Genomic DNA, 19,974 nt, shown 5'->3' with positions numbered 1-19,974 from the left:
TGCCGGAAATAGTGAGCGACAACGGCTTTCGCCGACAATCCCTGTGTGCCAAGTCATGAGGGAGTCGCTGTTGCCCCGATGTCCCGCCAGAGCCGAGAGGTCTGCTCGACCATGTAGAGCGGCAATGACAACAGCGTGGGCTTTCGGGATCTGGTGCCGATCCGCATGTAAAAATGGACATTCTGCAGCCGGTTTTGTGCACATACAGCATGGCATACTAGGAAGTCGCGACCCACTGCGAAGTCCAACAGAGAAATCGCCCGCGCGAAATCGAGGTCATTCCTTTGGCGTTCACGGGCCAGGGGGCGACTATGGTGCTCGCCGGGGCGGCCAGGGGGGTCGGTGCGTGCATCATCGATCCAGCCCCTTCCACGGTTCCCCGGGCAGCTTCGAGATCAATTCGTCGCGAACCAGTTCCGCCGCGGCCGCCGGGTCGTAGGTGATGTCGGCCGAGACGAGGGGCCGGACGTCCTCCCGGAAGGCGGCAGTCCCGAGCTTTGCTGCCAGGTTCGCCTCGAACTCGGCGCGCGAAACCGCCAGGCCGTCGTGCTCCATATAGCGCTGGAAGCACTCGACGATACGGGCGCTCGTGGCGTCTCCGGCCCGCAGGGCGACCCAGAGGTCGAACAGGTCGCGCCCCTTCCTGCGTTGGTAGAGCGCGCGCATCTTCGTCCCCAGCAGTTCGTCGAGGTGGTACACCGGGAGTACGGCGGTCCCGCTGAACCAAGGATTGTCCACCACGAACGGGTATTGCGCAACGGGCAGAACGGCGAAGTGCTCCCGGGTGTTGATTTCAATCTTCAACCGCATGGTCGAGACCGGCGGAAAGGTCGTCTCGAAGCGGTAGAACAGGGTTGAAACGCCCTTGGCCCTGTTTCCATTTCGGAATTCCCAGCCACGGGTCGAGAGCGCCGCGAATCGAGCCGATCAGCTCACCGATCGGGCCCGCGTCACGCTGGACAAGGTCGATATCCTCAGAATAGCGCCTTCCCGCGCCGAGGAACAGCTTGTGCAAGGCCGTGCCCCCGCGAAAGATGGCCTGGGCCGCCACGGTCTCCGCCGTGAACATGGCGACCAGCGCGCGGGAGAGAATCAGGTCCTGCTCCACCTGCTCATTGGCGGGCCAAGGCGCGAGGGAGCGCCACGCGGTGATGTTCGCGCGCGGGATCAATGCTCGATCTCCAAGTCGGCATTGGGTCGGACGCGCCAGCGCTCATCGATCTCGGCTTGTACCGGCTCGGATGGGAGCAGGGGGACCACCCGTGGATTCCGGGCCTTGAGCCAGTCTGCGAGCGGGGCGGCGAGGTCGTCCGCGCCGACGGCATCGAGCAGGTACCCGAGGCGCTGAACGTCCGAGAGTTTCACGAGGTGCGCGATCCCAGCCAGGGCTTGGCCGTCGATGCGCTCTGCCAGTTCGCCAAGGACGGTTGCGATGTTGCTCAGGTGTCCGGCCGCCGCCTGGTAGCGTACCAAGTCAAACGCGGTGGTCTCGGGCGTGGCCACCTGCATCGTACCGGTTTCGGTCTGGATTCCGGTCGTCGGCATCTGTTCGACCTTGCCATTCATCGAGAACTGGATGGTGACCTTGCCGGCGCGCATCTCGCGCGTGGGCTTGCCGGTCACCACTTGGAATACCATGGGCTGCTGATGGGATGCCCCGTGGATCGCCGCGGCGCTGAGCACTCCCACGTAGTAGGGCTGATCGAGGTGGCGCATGAGTTCGTCGATGAACCAGCTCGCGGGAGGTGAACCCGTCGCCCGATATTCGGGAGGGACGACGACGTAGAAACCGCGTCTGGGGGAGACGATCTTCCCTTGTTCCTTCAGCCTGCGCAGGGCGGCCTGGACGGCGACGGACGAGCGCTCGGTCTCGGAATCGGCTCTGGAGCGGGTAAAGGTGAAGCGGCCGAGTGATTGGAGCTGTTCCACCCAATCCGACATGGCGGGTCTCTTAGGCATGCCGGCTGCCCCCTTTCGCACTCGATATTCGTGCAAACCACTCGCAGAAACTAACGTTTTTCGTTAACTTTTGCAAGTGAAATGCAGACGCTCGAGGATATAGAATCTGCATGCCAATGGCAAGAACGCACATAGAATGCTCGCATTGAGTAAAGCTGCATTTGTCCAGGCGTGACAGGCCTGGGAGCTATGGATAGAATTACCAGCGTATTTTACTAACTGCTGGGGGATCTATCCATGACGGTCAAACTCGAGTCGAGGCGAGAAAGCGCTCTTGCCAAGGCGGCGGCCATCTTCCGGGGCCACGGTGGGATGCTGCGGACCATGGAGGCGCTCGAACTGGGGGTGCACCCGCGTACCCTCTACGCCATGCGCGATGCGGGGATGCTGGAGCAGCTCGGGCGCGGGCTCTTCCGGCTCTCAGACCTCCCGCCGCTCGGGAATCCCGACCTGGTCTCGGTCGCCCTCCACGTACCCAAAGGCGTTATTTGCCTGCTCTCGGCTCTGGCGGTCCACGAGATCACGACCCAAATCCCTCACGAAGTCCACATCGCGCTCCGGCGTGGCGCCGAAACCCCACGGCTGGAATACCCGCCGGTCCGGGCGTTCTGGTTCACAGGGAGAGCCTTCGACGAGGGGATCGAGACCCGCGAGCTGGACGGCGTCGGCATTCGCGTATATGGAGCGGCCAAGACCGTGGCCGACTGCCTCAAGTACCGGAACAAGCTGGGGCTCGATGTCGCCCTCGAGGCGCTGAAGCTCTATCTGCAGCGGCGGACCGGGTCCATCGACGAACTGGTGCGTTACGCCCGCGTTTGCCGGGTGGAAAGAGTAATCCGTCCTTACGTGGAGGCCCTGCTTTGAAGCGCCGGAAATCTGCAAGCCAATTGCAAAAACAAGCACAGAATGCTCGCTATGAGCAAAGCCGCGTTCAGATTTCTTCCGGTTTCTTGCCCATATTCGGCCTGTTTGTGTCGGAATAGCGAAAGTTCGACTCGTTCATTCGCTATATCGACACAAATTCAAGAAGCCAAGCCTGGCCGCCGCGGGCTGGATAAAATACGGGCATATTGTGGCCATGTCGGGGCTGTTATGTGTGTATGTTTTGTCGAGTCCGCGTGATTATTGTTGCTGTTAGATCCAGAAAATGATAAAAATCTTATCGCTTTACGCGCGCAACAAGAACGACGCTGTTTCAGTTGTTGTTGTCGGGAAAGGAAACCGATAAAAAATCTATGAGAAAGCACGTTGAACAGCAACACGACGCCCAGCGATCCACCGACTTCATGGAGCTGAACCGGATCTTCACGGTCGAGGAGTTCGCTATGCACCTCGGGGGACAGAAGAGCCTCGCCGAGTACCGCGTGCGCTACTACCTCGGGCAGGGGCGACTGAAGCGCCTGGCCAACGGCGTCTACGCCTCCGTCCCAGTCGGCGCGGCCCCCGAGAGCTACGAACCGGATGTCTTCCTGGCCGCTGCGGCCATCCGGCCCGATGCGGTCTTCGCCTATCACTCAGCCCTCGATCTCCTCGGGCAGGGGCATTCCGTCTGGTGGACATGCACCGTCTGCACGGCACGCCGGCGTTCGCCCGTCGTCCTCGGGCGAACCGTGATGAAATTCCTCTCGCACCCGCGGGCGGCACGGCCCCGAACCGGGGCGATGTCGTCGCCAGGGGAAGCAAGCGCCCCTTGGACGACCGAGGTTTCTCGCGGGGGCAGGACCCTGCGGGTCACGACGCCCGAGCGGACCCTCGTGGACGGGCTTAGGGAACTGAGTCTGGTGGGCGGCCTCGACGAGCTGGTGGAGTCGATGGACGGATTCGCCTCGCTGAATCCGGACGCGCTCCAGGAGATCCTGGGTGCCTATGACAATCGGCGCCTCTGGGCGGCCGTCGGGTGGTACCTGCAGCGGCGGCTCAAGGACATCTTCCTGGACGCGTCCATACTGGGTGACTTCCAGAAGCACCGGCCTCGGACCCGGGTTTACCTGGTCCCCGGCCGGCGAGGAGGGGTGTTGGCCAGGGACTGGAACCTCATCGTTCCCGCGCATCTGCAAAATGGCCCACCCCGCGACGGCTAACAGCCAAAAAGGGGTGGCCGTTGATTGGTCTCGTCGCCTGTCAATGTAACTCGTTGTAAAAAATGTGAGTTATATCTGACATTATTGTGATTTTGGCCGAAAGATGCCGCCTAGTGGCCGATAGACAAGCGTCGGCAACTCGGATGTGCCAAGTCACCACCGACTGGCCGTCAGGGCCCTATAGGGACGCGAAATTGCCTATATGAGCGCATGACGGCAATTTTAGTTGCCAGGATGGATTTATGTGGGCAGAATAATTGCCACTATGAGCACAAATCAGCAAATGAAGCCCACCGACTACTTCGCCCACCACCCGGTGTTCCGCTTCGACGATTTCGCGGCGGCCCACGCCGGGGATGGCCGCCGGAGCCGGCAGACCACCGCCTCGGTGCTGAAGCAGCACGTGGCCGCCGGCCGATTGCTGCACCTGCGGCGCGGCCTGTACGCGTCTGTGCCCCGTGGAGGCGATCCCGGGCGCCACCCCGTCGATCCCTACCTGCTGGCCACACACCTCGCCCCTGACGGCGTGGTGGCCTACCACGCGGCGCTCCAGTTCCACGGCAAGGCCTACTCCCTGTGGAGTCGTTTCCACTACCTGACCCGGGGGCGGCAGTGCCGGTTCACTTTCCGCGACCAGGAGTTCGTGCCGGTCCAGGCGCCCGCCGCGCTCAGGGACCTTCCCGACCTGGGCGGCGGGGTGGTAGAGTGCCTGCATGGCGGCGGTGTCGTCCGGGTGACGACCCTCGAGCGCAGCCTCGTCGACGTTCTGGACGCCCCGGAGCGCAACGGCGGCTGGGAGGAGGTCTGGCGCTCCCTGGAGATGGTCGAGTTCTTCGATCTCGACGCGGTGCTCGCCTACACGCGGGTGCTGGGATCGGCGCTGACAGCCGCCCGGGTCGGGTTCTTCCTCGAACAGCACCGCGACGCGCTCATAGTCGAGGCACATCACCTCGACCCGTTCCGCAGCCTATCCCCGGCGCAGCCGCGGTACCTGGACGCCCGGCGCGAATCCGGCAAACTCGTGAAGGAGTGGAATCTGGTTGTGCCCGAGTACGTACTGAACCGATCCTGGGCCGAGGTTATCTGATGTGGGTACGATGCCCACTTGACAGGAACTGACAGTAACTGATAAAAAGAGGCTGCGGAACTACTGGGGGAAAATATCTGAATCCGGAGCCCGCTGCGATGGCTGAACCTTTGGGCGAAGTCCTCACGATCGAGGACCTCGCGGACTATCTCAAAATTTCCAAGTCCACCCTCTACAAGCTGGTTAGAGAAGGATCCATACCGTGCCAGAAGGTGGGGAAGCATTGGCGATTCCACAAGGACGCCATCGATTCGTGGCTCAAGCAAAAGCCGTACGGAAAAGCAGTTCAAAAAGGAATTGAGCGAGGTAATGATCAGTACAGCGACTTGCAACAACGACCTGGTCAACGCTGATATCCTATGGATTGCAGCCGACACTCTGCGTGGCCAGGTCACGCGCGGAAGGAGAGTCGCCTGAACATGGATCAATCGACCCACAACAAGATCGTCTCCTTCATCTGGGGCATCGCCGACGACGTCCTGCGCGACCTCTTCAAGCGCGGCAAGTACCCCGACGTCATCCTGCCGATGTGCGTCATTCGGCGCATGGATGCGGTGCTCGAGCCGACCAAGAAGGAGGTGCTCGAGACCAAGAAGATGCTCGACGAGGCGCGCATCACCGAGCAGCGCGCCGCCCTGTGCGACGCCGCGGGCCAGGCGTTCTACAACACCTCGAAGTTCACGCTGCGCGACCTCAAGTCCCGCGGCAGCCAGCAGCAGCTGCTGGCCGACTTCGAGGACTACCTGAACGGCTTCTCGCCCAACGTCCAGGACATCCTCGAGAACTTCAAGTTTCGCAATCAGCTCCCGACGCTCTCGCGCTCCGACTCGCTCGGCACGCTGATCAACAAGTTCCTCGACCCGGACATCGATCTTTCGCCGGCGGGCATCGATAACCACTCGATGGGCACAGTCTTCGAGGAGTTGGTCCGCAAGTTTAACGAGGAAAACAACGAAGAGGCGGGTGAACACTGGACTCCGCGCGACGCAGTGCGCCTGATGGCAAACCTCGTGTTCCTGCCGATCGAGGAACAACTCAAGTCCGGTACCTACCTGCTCTACGACTGCGCCTGTGGCACGGGGGGAATGCTGACGGTTGCGGAGGAGACACTCGCCACAATCGCCGACAAGCGCGACCAACAGGTCAAGTGCCTGCTCTACGGCCAGGAGATCAATCCCGAGACCTACGCCGTCTGCAAGGCCGACATGCTGCTGAAGGGCGAAGGCGAGAGCGCCGAACATATCGTCGGCGGCGCGGAATGGTCCACGCTCTCCCACGACGCTTTCCCCGCCCAGGAATTCGACTTCATGCTCGCCAACCCCCCCTACGGCAAGAGCTGGAAGAAAGACCTGGAAGCGATGGGTGGCAAGGACGGCATGCGGGACCCGCGTTTCAAAGTCATGCACAACGGAGAGGATCTGTCGCTGGTCACCCGCTCGAGCGACGGGCAGATGCTCTTCCTCGCCAACATGGCCTCGAAAATGAACGAGAAGTCGGCGCCAGGCAGCCGAATCGCCGAGGTTCACAACGGCTCATCGCTATTCACTGGCGATGCGGGCCAGGGGGAGAGCAATGTACGGCGCTGGCTAATCGAGAACGACTGGCTCGAGGCTATCGTCGCCCTGCCGCTCAACCTCTTCTACAACACCGGCATCGCCACGTACGTCTGGGTGCTGTCCAACCGTAAGCCCGCACACCGCAAGGGCCAGGTGCAGCTCATCGACGCCAGCCAGTGGTTCAAGCCGCTGCGTAAGAACCTAGGCAAGAAGAACTGCGAGCTCGCGCCCGAGGACATCGAGCGCATCAGTCGCACCTTCTTGGATTTCAAGGAAACCCCTGAATCGAAGATCTTTCTCAACGCCGCCTTCGGCTACTGGAAGGTCACGGTCGAGCGCCCGCTACGCATGCACAGCCAGCTGACGCATAAGGCCATCGAGGTGCTGCGCTTCACCTCGGGTGACGAGGACATCCGCGCGGCGCTTTATGATGAGTTCGGCGACGACCTCTTCACCCGCTTCCCCAAGGTTTCCGCCGCGCTTGAAAAGCGCCTGGCCGACTGGGGCAACGACGAGGACGAGGGCGACGACGAGGAGGGCAGCGCGAAGAAGGGCCTGCCCGAGAAGAAGCGCAAGAAGCTGCTCGATCCCAAGACTTGGGAGCGTGACGGCCGCCTGGTCGAGGTCGCCACCAGGCTTCGCGCGACGCTGGGTGAGACACTGTTCGAGGACCACAATCAGTTCCGCGACCGCGTTGGCGAGGCACTCAAGCAGACCGGAATCAAGATCGGCGCCGCCGACCGGATGCAGATCCTCAAAACCGCGAGCTGGCGCGTCGAGACCGCGCCGCCGGTCATCGCCAAGGTGCACAAGGCCGGCAAAGCCAAGGCCGACCCGCTGCGTGGGTTGTTCGAGGCGACCGTGGATAACAAGACCGCCATCGTCGAATACGAACCGGACTCCGATCTGCGCGACACCGAGCAGGTGCCATTGCTGGAAGACGGCGGCATTGAGGCCTTCATCCGTCGCGAGGTGCTGCCTTACACACCCGATGCTTGGATCAAAGAAGCTGCCACCAAGATCGGCTACGAGGTCAGCTTCACGCGTCACTTCTACAAGCCGCAGCCGTTGCGCACGTTGGAGGAGATCAGGGCCGACATCCTCGCAATCGAGAAGGAAAGCGAGGGCCTCCTTGAGGAGATCATCGGAGGGGGGCGGAGATGACCGCCGCTTCACTCATCTCACAAATTGACTATTCCGGCGCACACAAGAACGCGTCGTGGTGTGGTCGTGTTGTCGTAGATGAGGATCGTTTCAAGCGTTACGTAGCCGGTCGAGTGAGAGCGAGGGTTGAGGACGACGAGTCTCGAGATCCGTTTGCTGCAGAGCTGAGAGGGATGGCTACGACGGGCATGCAGACCGGTTTCGTCGAGCGTCTTCTTAGGGCGGTCCCCAATGAGAAGTCATGGGCAGTCGGAGAAGCCTTGGCCGAATGTGTTCTGGCCGATGATGACACCCGGGAGATCTGTTGGCCGTGGAATCTCGTGCGCGACCGCCGTACGCCAAGAGCAAGCTTGCCTGGTGCCGATCTGGTCGGCTTCTGCAAGGAAGGCGAGTCCGTGCTGCTACTTTTTGGCGAGGTGAAGACATCCTCGGACGCGCGTACGCCACCGAATGTGATGAACGGCAGTGGCGGGATGGCCTGGCAGCTTGAGGAGGAGGCAACCCGACTAGACATTCAGCATGCGTTGCTCAAGTGGCTGCGAACCAGGTGTGAAGCGCCGGAACATCGGGAACTCTACCGCGCTGCTGTAGGGAGATATGTTCAGTCCGTCGGCAAGGAAATCCTACTGGTCGGAATTTTGCTCCGCGACACCGAACCGAACGAGATGGATCTTGCCGCCCGCGCAAAGGCGCTAGCGGCGAAGCTTGGCATCCCTACGCGGATTGAGATTACCGCGTGGTACTTGCCTGTTCCGATCAAGGACTGGCCGGCTCTGCTTTATCGGAGGGAATCATGACGGCAGCCAGCTGGCTTCGAACCTCAATCGGGGAGGATCGCCTACGAAAAACGTCGACGGAGGCAAGTCGGCGCCGGCTCGCAGCTGCGTTGACCCTCGTATCTCAAGAGCCAGATGATCGGGAGCTTCAATTCGTTACAAATGCGCTCGAACTGGAGCTTTTCGATGCGCTTGATGACGAGCAGCGGGCATTGGAGGTTCGGGCCATTTCCGCTGAGGCGTTCCAGATCGCCAGAACTCTCGCATGGCCGGAAGAACCTGTAGCAGCCGCGCAGTGGCTTGTGCGATTGGGTTGTCTTGCGGTCATCGGAGATCGCTCGGCGGATTTCCGTCGCATCGTTATGGAGGCGCAGCTTCCTGTAATTCCTCTCGACTCGGCGGATTGGGGCCTTCGGGTCTGGTCGTCGGTCTTGGACGTCTGGTTGCGTCTTTTTCGAAAGCAGGGATGGGACGATCTCGACGCCGTCCAAGAGCGAGTCGTCGCTCTCCGACAAGCCCAACGCACAGTCGAACCAGCGTTCCTGCGGGCAGCCGAAGAGCGCCAGGACGTACGGCCCGCTTGGGAACTCATGGCGCAATACCACTTGGCGAAGTCCGCAGAGTTGCTGGGCATATACCTCGGACAGGGTTCCGTCGACGGGCATTTTGACATTCGTGAACAGCTCGAAGCGCAGTTCGACCGGGCGATCGGCGCCGCGGCTCGCGGCCAGCTTATTGAGCTTGAGACAATGTCTCGACTGCTTGCTCGAGCTTCCCGCGCTATGGTCGACAACAGTATCTGGACTGTTACCCGCGCAGTGAACAGCAGGGTAACCCGATTTGTCGAGTCATTGACGGCCCGTGATCGAGTTCGCCCAATCTTCGAAATGTTGCCGCCGCAGAGGCGAACCTTACGTGAAGAGGGTCTCTTGGGCTCCGGTCATCGCTCCGTGGTTGTGAGCTTGCCGACATCGAGCGGAAAGACGTTCATCGCGGAGTTTCGAATTCTTCAAGCGCTCAATCAGTTTGACCAGGAGAACGGCTGGGTCGCGTACTTGGCACCCACTCGCGCGCTGGTGAATCAGCTGGCGACGCGACTGCGCAGTGATTTTTTTCACCTTGGCACCGTTGTGGAAAAGGTTAGCCCTGCGCTCGAGGTCGATGGTCTCGAAGGCGGAATGCTGACCGAGGCTGACAGCGCTCATCAATTCAGGATCCTGGTAACTACACCGGAGAAGCTGGACCTCATGCTACGTGGTGGGTGGGAGGAGAAGATTGGCCGCCCCCTCACACTTGTCGTTGTGGACGAGGCACACGGTTTGGCCTCCGACAATCGAGGGATCAAGCTCGAACTCCTTCTCGCGACCATCAACCGCGAGTGTCGGTACGCTCAGTTTCTCTTGCTTACACCTTTCATCGTTAATGGCGCGGAGATCGCCCGCTGGCTGTCGCCCGACAGCAACAAGAGCATCGACCTCGGGATCGATTGGACACCGAACGATCGCGTTGTGGCAATCGCGCGCGCAGAACGTGGTGAGAGCAGGGGCGAGTTTAGTGTATCGCTTCGCTCACGGCACACGTCTCGCAGTACTCTCGATATCCCGGAGCAGATTGTTTTTCGGGAGAGTCGTCCACTGGGCTTGGCCTGGTCCAAAGTGGCCAACTCGCCGGGGAGGATCGCAGCAGCAACTGCACAAATCCTGCAAAGGCGCGGCACGGTCATTGTGCTTGCCGACACGCCGGCGGCGACATGGGGCATCGCTAGGGCTTTCCAGGTTGATGAAAATAGGAGAACGCTTGACGATGACGACCTGCGACACGTGCAGCGGTTTCTCATCGATGAGATGGGGCAGGACTTTCCCCTTGCCGGCCTACTCGAATATGGCATTGGCGTTCATCATGCGGGTATGTCCGAAGACACGCGCACGCTTGTGGAGTGGCTCACGGAGAACGGTCGGCTTGGTGTTCTCGTCGCCACGACCACAATTGCTCAAGGCGTGAATTTCCCCGTCTCCGGCATCGTGTTTGCGAGTCATCAGTACCGGTCTCGGAGGTTCCCTCACCACGTCGATATGCCGCCCCAGGACTTCTGGAACATTGCCGGTCGCGCCGGTCGCGTCGACCAAGGGGATCTTGGAGTCGTCGCTCTTGCCGCGCAAAATGACGACAAGCAACTAGCGCTGGAGCAGTTCATCGACTCTTCCGTCGCCGAGCTCAACTCGACGCTCATCGAGATGGTGCAAACCGCAGCTAACGCAGGTTCTCTCCTCCGCCTGGAGTCTTTGTCGCACCAGCCAGGTTGGTCCGCGTTCGTCCAATATCTGGCGCACACTTACCGGCAGATCGGGAACCATGAGCAGTTCGCGGCGCAGGTCGAGCAGGTTCTGCGCGGCACGCTTGGGTTCCAGGCGCTTCGTAAAAGCCACAAGGGATGGGCAGACACCCTTGTGCAGGGGGTGTACGCCTACGCCGAAAGGCTCAAAGGCAAACCCCTCGGCCTGGTAGATGCCACTGGATTCTCCTGGGAATCCGTCAGCAATACCTTGGTGAGGATAGGGCAAGAGCAGCTGCCCGAAGATGTTTGGTCCCCCGAGCTATTTGCGGGGCGAAGAGACGACCTCCGGCGCATGATGGGCTTGCTGCTGCAGGTGCCAGAACTTCGCGAGCCGCTGGAAGAGGTTACCGGAGGCGCGAGTCCCAACGGAGACAAGCTTTCCCGAATCATCTGCGATTGGGTACAAGGGCGTCCACTGACCGAGATGGCGAACGACTATTTTGGACAGCCTGACCAAGAGGAGGCCAACGACGCCAAGGCGGATGCCGTCAAGGCAATGACCAAGTGCTGTCAAAGTGTATTCGGGAGACTTACGCAAACCGCGTCTTGGGGGCTGTCCGCATTGCAGTCGCTCACGCTCGGGGACGCGCTCGATGAGATGTCGGCCTTGGAGCAGCGCAGTCTGCGCAACCTCCCTGCTCGTGTGTACTACGGCGTCAACACCGACGAGGCAGTCGCTTTAAGGCTCCTCGGAGTGCCACGAACCGCTGCCCCGGCGCTCGCGAGACACCTTGGTGTCACAGCCGTCGAGCCGCTTCATCGTGTACGCGGGCGGTTGCGAGCGGCCGACGTAGGCGAGTGGACGAAAGCAATGGGTGCGCGGGGGGCTAGCTATCATCGAGTTTGGTCAATCATGGAGGGCGCAGGGTGATCGGCGACCTCATACCCTACGAGAAATACAAGGATTCTGGCATGCCATGGCTCGGGCAGGTACCGGGGCATTGGGATGTTTCACCGCTCGCGCGGCTTGCTCGCCTGAAGTCGGTCGTAAACCATTCAGAGCGTCAGCTTCTATCCGTCTACTTGCAACGCGGAGTCGTCAGGTTTGCCGATGTCGCTGAGAAGAGGACGAACGCCACTAGTGAAGACTTACGCAAGTATCAAGCAGTCGATCCTGGCGATTTTGTGCTGAACAACCAGCAAGCCTGGCGTGGCTCGGTTGGTGTCTCCGAATACTCAGGAATCGTGAGTCCTGCGTACCTTGTGCTTGCGCTGTCCAAACGGTTTTCGGCGCCGTACGCGAATTTGCTTTTTCGAGATGGGAGCATGGTCTCACAGTATCTTGTCTGTTCGAAGGGCGTTGGGACAATTCAGCGCAATTTGTACTGGCCCCATCTCAAGCGTGTGGGCGTTGTTGTTCCCCGCACGATGAGCAGGCGGGGATTGTGCGGTTTCTGAACTGGGCGGACGGGCGGCTGGTGCAGGCGATCCGGGCGAAGCGGAAGGTGATCGCGCTGCTCAAAGAGCAGAAGCAGGCCATCATCCACCGCGCCGTCACCCGCGGCCTCGACGCCTCCGTCCCCGTCAAACCCTCCGGCATCTCCTGGCTCGGCGACATTCCGCAGCATTGGGAAGTGCGGAGGTTGAGACACTTGATCAAGGGACGGTTGACCTATGGGGCCAATGCGGCGGCTGAGTTTACGAACCCGGACTGGCCGCGCTACATCCGGATCACTGATTTTCGGACAGACGGGACGCTGAAATCCGACACGTTTCGCTCGTTGCCTCCGTGTGTTGCTTCCGACTATATGGTCAGTTCTGGTGACATCCTGTTCGCCAGGAGCGGCGCAACTGTCGGCAAGGCGTTTCTTGTGCTGACGCTCACCGGAGCTGCGTGCCACGCGGGCTACCTCATTCGGGCCCGGCCAGATCGCCGTCTTGTACATCCTGAATATCTCTTCGCGTTCACCCAGAGCAGGGCGTTCTCCGCCTGGAAGGATTTGACATTTAACACTGCAACTATCCAGAACATCGGAGCGGACAAGTACGCGAATCTGCCCGTTCCGCTGCCTTCCTGCTTGAGCAGCAGGCGATACTTGAGTTATTGATGACAGAGCAGAGGCCGCTTCTGGCAACCATCTCCCGCCTCCAGCGCGAAATCGATCTCCTCCGCGAATACCGTACCCGCCTCATCGCCGACGTGGTGACCGGCAAGCTCGACGTGCGCGAGGCGGCGGCGCAACTGCCCGACGAAGCGCCGCTCGGCGCCGTCGAGGATGATGCCGATTTGGGGGACGAGATCGAAGCTGCCGACGAGGAGGCCGCGGTATGACCACCGACACCAGCGAGAAGGGCCTCGAAACACTCATCATGCGACACATGACCGGCAATGACGGTCTCGCCGTCGTCCCGAAAAGGGTCGCCGAGCGGCCGCCGCCCTACGGCGGCACCGGGTACACCGCCGGCAGTGCGCAGGATTTCGACCGCGCCCACGCGTTCGACGTTCCGCAGCTCTTTGCCTTCCTGCGCGCCACGCAGCCAGAGGCGTTCAAGAAGCTGGCGCTGGCCGACGCGGGCGACGCCAAGGACATCAACCGCTTGAAGTTCCTCGCCCGCCTCTCCGGCGAGATCGGCAAACGCGGCGTCATCGACGTGCTGCGCAAGGGCGTGGAGCACGGGTCGGTGCATTTCGACCTGTTCTATGGCACGCCGTCTCGGGGCAACATCAAGGCCGAAAAGCTGCACGCCGAGAACCGCTTTGCGATCACCCGCCAGCTCGCATACAGCATGGACGAAACTCGCCGTGCACTCGACTTGTGCCTGTTCATCAACGGCCTGCCCATCGCCACCTTCGAGCTGAAGAACAGCCTCACCAAGCAGACCGTCGAGGACGCCGTCCAGCAGTACAAGCGCGACCGCGACCCTCGGGAGCGGTTGTTCGGGTTCGGCCGCTGCGTGGTGCACTTCGCGGTGGACGATAGCGAGGTGCGAATGTGCACCGAGTTGCGCGGCAAGGCTTCGTGGTTCCTGCCCTTCAACAAGGGCTACAACGACGGCGCGGGCAATCCGGCCAATCCGAACGGCCTCAAGACCGATTACCTGTGGAAAGAGGTGCTCACGCCGGCGGGTCTGACGAACATCCTCGAGAACTACGCGCAGATTGTCGGGGAGAAGGACCGCCGCACCGGCAAGAAAAAACGCAAGCAGGTGTGGCCGCGATACCACCAGTTGGGCGTGGTGCGGCAGGCTTTGGCCGAAGTGTGCGCCCAAGGCGCGGGCAGGCGCTACCTGATCCAGCACTCGGCGGGCAGCGGCAAGTCGAACTCCATTGCCTGGCTCGCCCACCAGCTAATCGGCCTGAAGCGAGATGACAAGGAGGTCTTCGACTCGGTCATCGTGGTGACCGACCGGCGCATCCTCGACAGCCAGCTCCAGGTGACCATCAAGCAGTTCATGCAGGTCGGCGCGACCGTGGGCCACGCCGAGCGCTCCGGCGACTTGCGCCGGTTCATCGAGGAAGGCAAGAAGATCATCGTTTCGACGGTGCAGAAGTTCCCGTTCATCCTCGACGAGATCGCCACCGAGGGCGGAAAGACCTTTGCCATCGTCATCGACGAGGCACACTCGAGCCAGGGCGGCAAGACCTCGGCGGCGATGAGTCAGGCGCTCACTGCCCCCGCGGAGGACGAGGACGCCGGGCCGGACCCCGAGGACACGGTGAACGCCGCCCTCGAGAAGCGCATGGCGGCGCGCAAGATGCTGACCAACGCCAGCTACTTCGCCTTCACCGCCACGCCCAAGAACAAGACGCTGGAGATGTTCGGCGAGCCGCTGCCACCCGACGCCGAGGGCAAGGTCAGGCACCGTCCCTTCCACAGCTACACCATGAAGCAGGCGGTGGAGGAAGGCTTCATCCTCGACGTGCTCAAGACCTACACCCCGGTGGCCAGCTACTACAAGTTGATCAAGAAGACCGAGGACGATCCGGAGTTCGACTCCAAGAAGGCGCGCAAGAAGCTACGCCGCTACGTCGAGAGCCACGACCACGCGATCCGACTCAAGGCCGAGATCATGGTGGACCACTTCCATGAGCAGGTTATGGCGGCCGGGAAGATCGGCGGCCAGGCCCGCGCGATGGTAATTGCCAGCGGCATCGAACGGGCGATCCAGTACTTCCACGCCTTCCAGGCGTACCTGGTAGAGCGCAAAAGCCCGTACCAGGCGATCGTTGCCTTCTCGGGCGAGCACGAATTCAACGGCGCCAGGGTTAGCGAGACATCGATCAACAGGTTTTCGAGCGGGGACATCGCTGGGAAGATCCGGACCGATCCTTACCGCTTCCTGATCTGCGCCGACAAATTTCAGACCGGCTATGACGAGCCACTCTTGCACACCATGTACGTCGACAAGCCGCTCTCGGGCATCAAGGCGGTGCAGACTCTGTCGCGGCTCAACCGCGCGCACCCGCAGAAGCACGACTGCTTCGTGCTCGATTTCCAGAACAACAGCGAGGCGATCGCCTTTGCCTTCCAGGACTACTACCGCACCACGTTGCTCGCCGACGAGACCGACCCCAACAAGCTGCACGATCTGAAGGCGGCGCTGGATGCCGCGCAGGTGTATTCGCCCGAGCAGGTGGGGCAGTTGGTGGCCTTGTTCCTCGGCGGCGCGGACCGCGACCGGCTCGACCCGATTCTCGATGCCTGCGTGGCAGTCTATGTCGAGCGGCTCGACGAGGACGGCCAGGTGGACTTCAAGGGCAAGGCCAAGGTGTTCTGCCGCACCTACGCCTTCCTCTCGTCGGTGATCCCGTACAGCAACGCCGAATGGGAGAAGCTCTCGATCTTCCTCGACCTGCTCACGCCAAAGCTGCCGGCGCCGAAGGAGGAAGACCTCGCCAAGGGCATCCTCGAGGCCATCGACATGGACAGCTACCGCGTCGAGAAGAAGGCGGCGATGAGGATCGCGTTGGAAGATGATGACGCAGAGATCGAACCGGTGCCTACCGACGCGGGCGGGAGGATGAGCGAGCCCGAGCTGGATCGCTTGAGCAACATCCTGAAATCATTCAACGAGCAGTTCGGCACGCTGTTCACCGATACCGATCGGGTGGCGAAACGCATCCGCGACGACATCGCGCCCAAGGTGGCGGCCGACGCGGCCTACCAGAATGCCAAGGAGAACACCCCGCACACCGCGCGCATGGCGCACGACCAGGCGCTGGCCAAGGTGATGCAGCACCTCCTGAAGGACGACACGCAGGTCTACAAGCAGTTCGTGGAGAATGAATCGTTCAAGCGGTTCGTTGGGGACATGGTGTTTGCGATCACGAGTCAGTTATGAGCAATGGAAGACATGCCAGATTCTACGGCGGTTGCGATGATGTGAACCGCCAGCGAAAACGTGTTTGCCGGGGCACGGGGCGACCCAAACCCGGGACTCTCGGCGCGGTTCAGCATCGTCGTCATCGCCTGCGAAGCGCACCGCAGCCACTATGGCTTTAGCAACCATGCGTGGTTTCATAGCAACAACGGACCAGGACTGGTTCGACTTGCTCTCTTCTCGACCAGACCTGGACGAGGTCAACTTCTGGGCGCCCTCGGGTAAGGCCACACTCAACACGATATCGCCCGGAGCTCCGTTCCTGTTCAAGCTGAAGAGCCCGCATCACGCCATCGGCGGATTCGGATTCCTCGGTCCGATCTCGACGGTGCCGATGTCTCTTGCCTGGGAGGCGTTCGGTGAGAAGAATGGCGCTCCCGATCTGCCCACGATGGCTCGGCGGATCCGCAAGTACCGAGGCCGATTCGATTCCAAGCCCGCCGGTCCGGGGTTTGACCCCCCGGTCGGTTGCCGGATGATCCTGCAGCCGACGTTTTTCCCACAGGATGACTGGATTCCCGCACCTCGCGATTGGTCCAAGAATATCGTCCAGGGGAGTACCTACGATCTGTCGGAGGGCGAAGGGCAGCGGATTTGGGACGCCTGCGTGGAGCGCCTTCAGGCGTACCGGCGGCAGTTGCCCGAGGCCGCCGTGCTGGATGAACCTCCGCGCTATAGCGCAAGGAGCAGATCTATCGCCCGCGGCTAGGTCAGGGCTCCTTCCGGATCGCGGTTACTGACGCGTACGGCCGGGCCTGTGCTGTGACCGGAGAGCACAGCCTGCCGGTCCTGGACTCCGCCCACATCCAGCCGTACGCGGATGGCGGCCCACATGAGGTGAGCAACGGCGTGCTGCTGCGGGCCGATTTGCACCGGCTGTACGACAAGGGATACGTGACGGTTACGCCGGATTACGAGTTTCGCGTGAGCCCGGCCCTGCGCGAGGATTTCGACAACGGTCTCGTGTACTATGATCTGGAGTCAAAGGTACGGGAGCGAGGCGCGATCTATCTGCCTTCCGCCATAGGTCAACGACCCGATCGCGAACGGCTGGCCTGGCACCGGGAAGTCGTGTACCGGGGCTGACGAGGACCTGACGGATGGCACCGATTCAAAGAGACGGTTCTAGAACCCGAAAGTGTGCCTTGTCCCGCGCTTGGGAATCCTGAAGCTGTTCGTATCGATCCCCTGGCAGAATAGCCCCATGACCAGCGGAGCGATCCGGTCATATAGGTCGCCAGTCTGGGTGCGAATCCATTCCTGCGTCGCGTCGCCGACCAGCAGGACCGGCAAGTCGGCCACGGTGTAGCCCTTCAAACTGGGGTGCTTCGTGTATCCCGTCAGGAGGCCGAGCCTCTTCTTGATCTGATAGACCTTCTCGTAGTGGGCCTTGATCGCGTCTCGGTTCTTCGTATCCCCGAGAAACCGGCCGTACTCGGCGAGTTGTTCTTCGATGGCCCCGGAGCCCCCGGCGTTCTGGGGCTGAATCCGGGCGTCGTTGCGGGTCTTCAACTCGACTAGGACGATCTGCCTCGAGTCGCGATCCAGCCACACGAGATCGATGCGACCGATTCGCCATTTCCCGTTCTTCTGACGGACGGAATACTCGAACTCGGTGTCGATGAAGAAGCCATCGCGGCGCTTCGAATTCAGCTGGTCGGTGACGTATCGGCCCTGGATGGCTTTCTCCGAGTTGCGGGGAAAGTGGTTGCGGATCCGCTTCTTGATGCGGGCCAGGGCGCCGGGACCGAAAGCCTGAAGGTCGATGATCCCCGGGTCGTCGATGAAAGCCGTAGGACCGTTCAATTGGACGGGAAGATATTCGCCCTCGCCCTTGAGCGGCACGTACTCGGGGTGGATGAAAGCGCGGTAGCCCTGCTGGTAGGTCAGCCGCAGGATCGATCCGCCGTTGTAGTAGATGTTGATCGCGTTGTCCTTGCGGATGTCGCAGTAGGTTTCCTTGTCCTTCTTGAGGTTGTGCCACCACGCGGGGTCGTCGGATTCCAGCGCCCGAAAAAGCGGATGGTCTTCCCGTAGCTGGTACTTCATCAGGGCCTCCCTCAATTGCTCCTAATACCGGTGCCGGAATATCCGATAAATCTTTCGAAGCCATTATTCACCAACAGGATGGGTTTGTCACATGCTCTCCCTCGTCGACCTCCTCGAGCTCAAGGGCCTCGACTGCTCGCGACCCAAGTCGATTAAGCTGGTCCGCCACAAGGACAAGCGGGTCGACGTGGAGGCGCTCCTGCGCGGGGGCCACATCGAGACCTACCAGCGCATCCAGGGTTCACCTATCTTCAACTGCGACTATGTGGTGTCGTTCATGGGGATAGACGGGACACAAGCCCGGCTGCTGGGGGTCTACCGGGTGGGCGGACACCGGCAGGTGCAGCCGGCGGACATCGTCGACCTGCCGTGCCGGGACCTCGTGGGCGAGACGGACGTGATCTACGACCTGGAAGAAGTACCCGGCTTCGAGGACTTCAAGGACCGCTTGGTCATCGACTGGGGCAGCAACGCCATCTCGTGGCACCAGTGGCTGATCGCAAAGCCGGTGGTGGAGATCCTCCCCGAGGGGCGCCGTAATCCGTTCCCCGGATATCTGGATTTCGTACTCACCTACGCCGATCTCAGGACCATCTGCGAGAACCCCTCATCCAACAAGGACTGGCACAAGGCGCTGGCTGCGGTGGCGGGGATCTACATCATCGTCGAGGAGACGTCGGGCCTGCAATACATCGGTTCGGCCTACGGGAAGGATGGGATCCTAGGCAGGTGGATGACCTACGCCCGGACGGGCCACGGGGGCAACGCCGAGCTGAAGAAGGTTCTGGGGGAGGGCCGGTTTGCCAAGGAGAATCTCCGGTTCTCGGTTCTGCGGACTCTCCCGAAGACCCTGACGATGACCGAGGTCGTGGAACACGAGTCTCAGTACAAGGAAAAGCTGGGGACGCGGGCGTTCGGGCTCAACCTGAATTGAGGCCGAGGAGGAACCATGGCGTCGAGCATCAGTTGGGAATTCGTCCAGGAACACGCCAACCGGATCCTGGCAGAAGGTATCCACCACTTGCGGGGTCAACCCCTTGTTCGACCCGACGAAGTGACGCTGGAGGGGCCGGGAAACTACTTGATCTCGCTGGATTTGGTTCCGCTGTATGTCGGTGAGGCGACGGATGTCCGGCAACGCCTGAAGACCCAGTTCGACGCCAACCGTTCCAGCTTCTACAAGACGCTTCTGGAGAGCGGCCCCGAAATCCCGAGGGACATCGGCGATTTCCGGGTTCAGACAATGGCGACGGGATTTGGTCGCAAAGAGATCGAGGACTTCGGGATTGTCAACGTCCCGACCCGCCTCAACAAGTTCCAGAAGAACAAGCGGCCGGTGATCGAGCCTTCGTATGGAAGCCAGATGTGGGGGCTAGTTCAGGAGGCTCGTCACGATCTCCTGGCCAAGGGGGCCGAACGGTACATGGCCCGGCCCAGAGTGCCCTGGCTCGAGGCGGTGCCACCGGATGCTCCCGGGCTCTATGGCTTGTGGCGGGACGGGGACGAGGCGCCGCTGTACGTTGGGGAGAGCTCCGAGTTGGAGAATCGCTATAAGCCCGGGCGGCCACCCAAAATCCCCCACCTGTGGCCACCTCAAAATCCCCCACCTGTCCTGAGCTGCACCTGATCTGACGGCGGATCAGCG

15 protein-coding genes and 2 pseudogenes are annotated in these 19,974 nt (G+C 61.4%); 14 read left to right on the top strand and 3 right to left on the bottom strand.

Going from position 1 to position 19,974, the window contains the following annotated elements:
- Nucleotides 1-351: 351 nt before the first annotated feature.
- Together IPG61_03500 and IPG61_03495 are read right to left on the bottom strand one after the other, a co-directional pair.
- Nucleotides 352-1,171: pseudogene (locus tag IPG61_03500) on the bottom strand (nucleotidyl transferase AbiEii/AbiGii toxin family protein).
- Nucleotides 1,168-1,941 (bottom strand): type IV toxin-antitoxin system AbiEi family antitoxin, encoded by a 774-nt coding sequence (locus tag IPG61_03495; protein ID MBK6733144.1) that lies wholly within the window; start codon nucleotides 1,939-1,941, stop codon nucleotides 1,168-1,170. Before IPG61_03495 ends, IPG61_03500 begins: the two are co-directional and overlap by 4 nt.
- A 255-nt stretch (nucleotides 1,942-2,196) precedes the next feature.
- Between IPG61_03495 and IPG61_03490 the strand changes: the two genes are divergently transcribed.
- The 12 genes and pseudogenes from IPG61_03490 to IPG61_03435 all read left to right on the top strand — a co-directional run bounded on the left by IPG61_03490 (nucleotide 2,197) and on the right by IPG61_03435 (nucleotide 17,366).
- The gene (locus IPG61_03490; protein MBK6733143.1) at nucleotides 2,197-2,823 is read left to right on the top strand and encodes a type IV toxin-antitoxin system AbiEi family antitoxin domain-containing protein; all 627 of its coding nucleotides are present in this window, start codon (nucleotides 2,197-2,199) and stop codon (nucleotides 2,821-2,823) included.
- A 371-nt stretch (nucleotides 2,824-3,194) separates the two neighbouring features.
- Nucleotides 3,195-4,040 carry a hypothetical protein gene (locus tag IPG61_03485; protein ID MBK6733142.1) on the top strand — a complete coding sequence of 282 codons (846 nt, stop codon included), beginning with the start codon at nucleotides 3,195-3,197 and terminating at the stop codon, nucleotides 4,038-4,040.
- A 283-nt stretch (nucleotides 4,041-4,323) separates the two neighbouring features.
- Nucleotides 4,324-5,127, top strand: a complete 804-nt coding sequence (locus IPG61_03480) for a transcriptional regulator (protein ID MBK6733141.1) — start codon at nucleotides 4,324-4,326, stop codon at nucleotides 5,125-5,127.
- A 98-nt stretch (nucleotides 5,128-5,225) separates the two neighbouring features.
- Nucleotides 5,226-5,480, top strand: a complete 255-nt coding sequence (locus tag IPG61_03475) for a helix-turn-helix domain-containing protein (protein MBK6733140.1) — start codon at nucleotides 5,226-5,228, stop codon at nucleotides 5,478-5,480.
- A gap of 66 nt (nucleotides 5,481-5,546) precedes the next feature.
- Nucleotides 5,547-7,847, top strand: a complete 2,301-nt coding sequence (locus IPG61_03470) for an SAM-dependent DNA methyltransferase (GenBank protein ID MBK6733139.1) — start codon at nucleotides 5,547-5,549, stop codon at nucleotides 7,845-7,847.
- The gene (locus IPG61_03465; protein MBK6733138.1) at nucleotides 7,844-8,644 is read left to right on the top strand and encodes a hypothetical protein; all 801 of its coding nucleotides are present in this window, start codon (nucleotides 7,844-7,846) and stop codon (nucleotides 8,642-8,644) included. Before IPG61_03470 ends, IPG61_03465 begins: the two co-directional genes overlap by 4 nt.
- On the top strand, nucleotides 8,641-11,829 hold the full coding sequence (locus tag IPG61_03460; GenBank protein ID MBK6733137.1) for a DEAD/DEAH box helicase: 3,189 nt from the start codon (nucleotides 8,641-8,643) through the stop codon (nucleotides 11,827-11,829). The genes IPG61_03465 and IPG61_03460 overlap by 4 nt, the downstream gene beginning before the upstream one ends.
- The gene (locus tag IPG61_03455) at nucleotides 11,826-12,356 is read left to right on the top strand and encodes a hypothetical protein (protein ID MBK6733136.1); all 531 of its coding nucleotides are present in this window, start codon (nucleotides 11,826-11,828) and stop codon (nucleotides 12,354-12,356) included. Before IPG61_03460 ends, IPG61_03455 begins: the two co-directional genes overlap by 4 nt.
- Complete coding sequence (locus IPG61_03450; GenBank protein MBK6733135.1) at nucleotides 12,344-13,006, top strand: hypothetical protein; 663 nt, start codon at nucleotides 12,344-12,346, stop codon at nucleotides 13,004-13,006. Before IPG61_03455 ends, IPG61_03450 begins: the two co-directional genes overlap by 13 nt.
- Entirely contained in the window at nucleotides 13,006-13,230 is a 225-nt protein-coding gene (locus tag IPG61_03445; protein ID MBK6733134.1) for a hypothetical protein, read from the top strand. Before IPG61_03450 ends, IPG61_03445 begins: the two co-directional genes overlap by 1 nt.
- Nucleotides 13,227-16,241: a type I restriction endonuclease subunit R gene (locus IPG61_03440; protein ID MBK6733133.1), complete on the top strand. Its 3,015-nt coding sequence runs from the start codon at nucleotides 13,227-13,229 to the stop codon at nucleotides 16,239-16,241. The genes IPG61_03445 and IPG61_03440 overlap by 4 nt, the downstream gene beginning before the upstream one ends.
- A 166-nt stretch (nucleotides 16,242-16,407) precedes the next feature.
- Nucleotides 16,408-17,366, top strand: a pseudogene (locus IPG61_03435) (HNH endonuclease).
- A gap of 39 nt (nucleotides 17,367-17,405) precedes the next feature.
- On the opposite strand, the gene IPG61_03430 reads toward IPG61_03435, so the two are convergent.
- Entirely contained in the window at nucleotides 17,406-18,329 is a 924-nt protein-coding gene (locus IPG61_03430) for a hypothetical protein (protein ID MBK6733132.1), read from the bottom strand.
- A gap of 91 nt (nucleotides 18,330-18,420) precedes the next feature.
- On the opposite strand from IPG61_03430, the gene IPG61_03425 reads away from it, so the two are divergent.
- Nucleotides 18,421-19,263, top strand: a complete 843-nt coding sequence (locus IPG61_03425; protein MBK6733131.1) for a GIY-YIG nuclease family protein — start codon at nucleotides 18,421-18,423, stop codon at nucleotides 19,261-19,263.
- Between the two features lie 15 nt (nucleotides 19,264-19,278).
- Nucleotides 19,279-19,956: a hypothetical protein gene (locus IPG61_03420; GenBank protein MBK6733130.1), complete on the top strand. Its 678-nt coding sequence runs from the start codon at nucleotides 19,279-19,281 to the stop codon at nucleotides 19,954-19,956.
- Nucleotides 19,957-19,974: the final 18 nt, after the last annotated feature.

Source organism: bacterium, assembly GCA_016703265.1.
Classification (GTDB): Bacteria; Krumholzibacteriota; Krumholzibacteriia; order LZORAL124-64-63; family LZORAL124-64-63; genus CAINDZ01.
The sequence above is the reverse complement of the archived record's forward strand: the minus strand, read 5'-3'. Positions and strand labels throughout refer to the sequence as shown.

Excerpts from the sequence above, each read along its gene's own strand:
- IPG61_03445 (MBK6733134.1), top strand. The coding sequence starts at position 13,006 with ATGACAGAGCAGAGGCCGCTTCTGGCAACCATCTCCCGCCTCCAGCGC.
- IPG61_03420 (MBK6733130.1), top strand. The coding sequence starts at position 19,279 with ATGGCGTCGAGCATCAGTTGGGAATTCGTCCAGGAACACGCCAACCGG.
- IPG61_03465 (MBK6733138.1), top strand. The coding sequence starts at position 7,844 with ATGACCGCCGCTTCACTCATCTCACAAATTGACTATTCCGGCGCACAC.
- IPG61_03460 (MBK6733137.1), top strand. The coding sequence starts at position 8,641 with ATGACGGCAGCCAGCTGGCTTCGAACCTCAATCGGGGAGGATCGCCTA.
- IPG61_03490 (MBK6733143.1), top strand. The coding sequence starts at position 2,197 with ATGACGGTCAAACTCGAGTCGAGGCGAGAAAGCGCTCTTGCCAAGGCG.
- IPG61_03475 (MBK6733140.1), top strand. The coding sequence starts at position 5,226 with ATGGCTGAACCTTTGGGCGAAGTCCTCACGATCGAGGACCTCGCGGAC.
- IPG61_03480 (MBK6733141.1), top strand. The coding sequence starts at position 4,324 with ATGAAGCCCACCGACTACTTCGCCCACCACCCGGTGTTCCGCTTCGAC.
- IPG61_03440 (MBK6733133.1), top strand. The coding sequence starts at position 13,227 with ATGACCACCGACACCAGCGAGAAGGGCCTCGAAACACTCATCATGCGA.
- IPG61_03425 (MBK6733131.1), top strand. The coding sequence starts at position 18,421 with ATGCTCTCCCTCGTCGACCTCCTCGAGCTCAAGGGCCTCGACTGCTCG.
- IPG61_03485 (MBK6733142.1), top strand. The coding sequence starts at position 3,195 with ATGAGAAAGCACGTTGAACAGCAACACGACGCCCAGCGATCCACCGAC.
- IPG61_03470 (MBK6733139.1), top strand. The coding sequence starts at position 5,547 with ATGGATCAATCGACCCACAACAAGATCGTCTCCTTCATCTGGGGCATC.
- IPG61_03430 (MBK6733132.1), bottom strand. The coding sequence starts at position 18,329 with ATGAAGTACCAGCTACGGGAAGACCATCCGCTTTTTCGGGCGCTGGAA.
- IPG61_03495 (MBK6733144.1), bottom strand. The coding sequence starts at position 1,941 with ATGTCGGATTGGGTGGAACAGCTCCAATCACTCGGCCGCTTCACCTTT.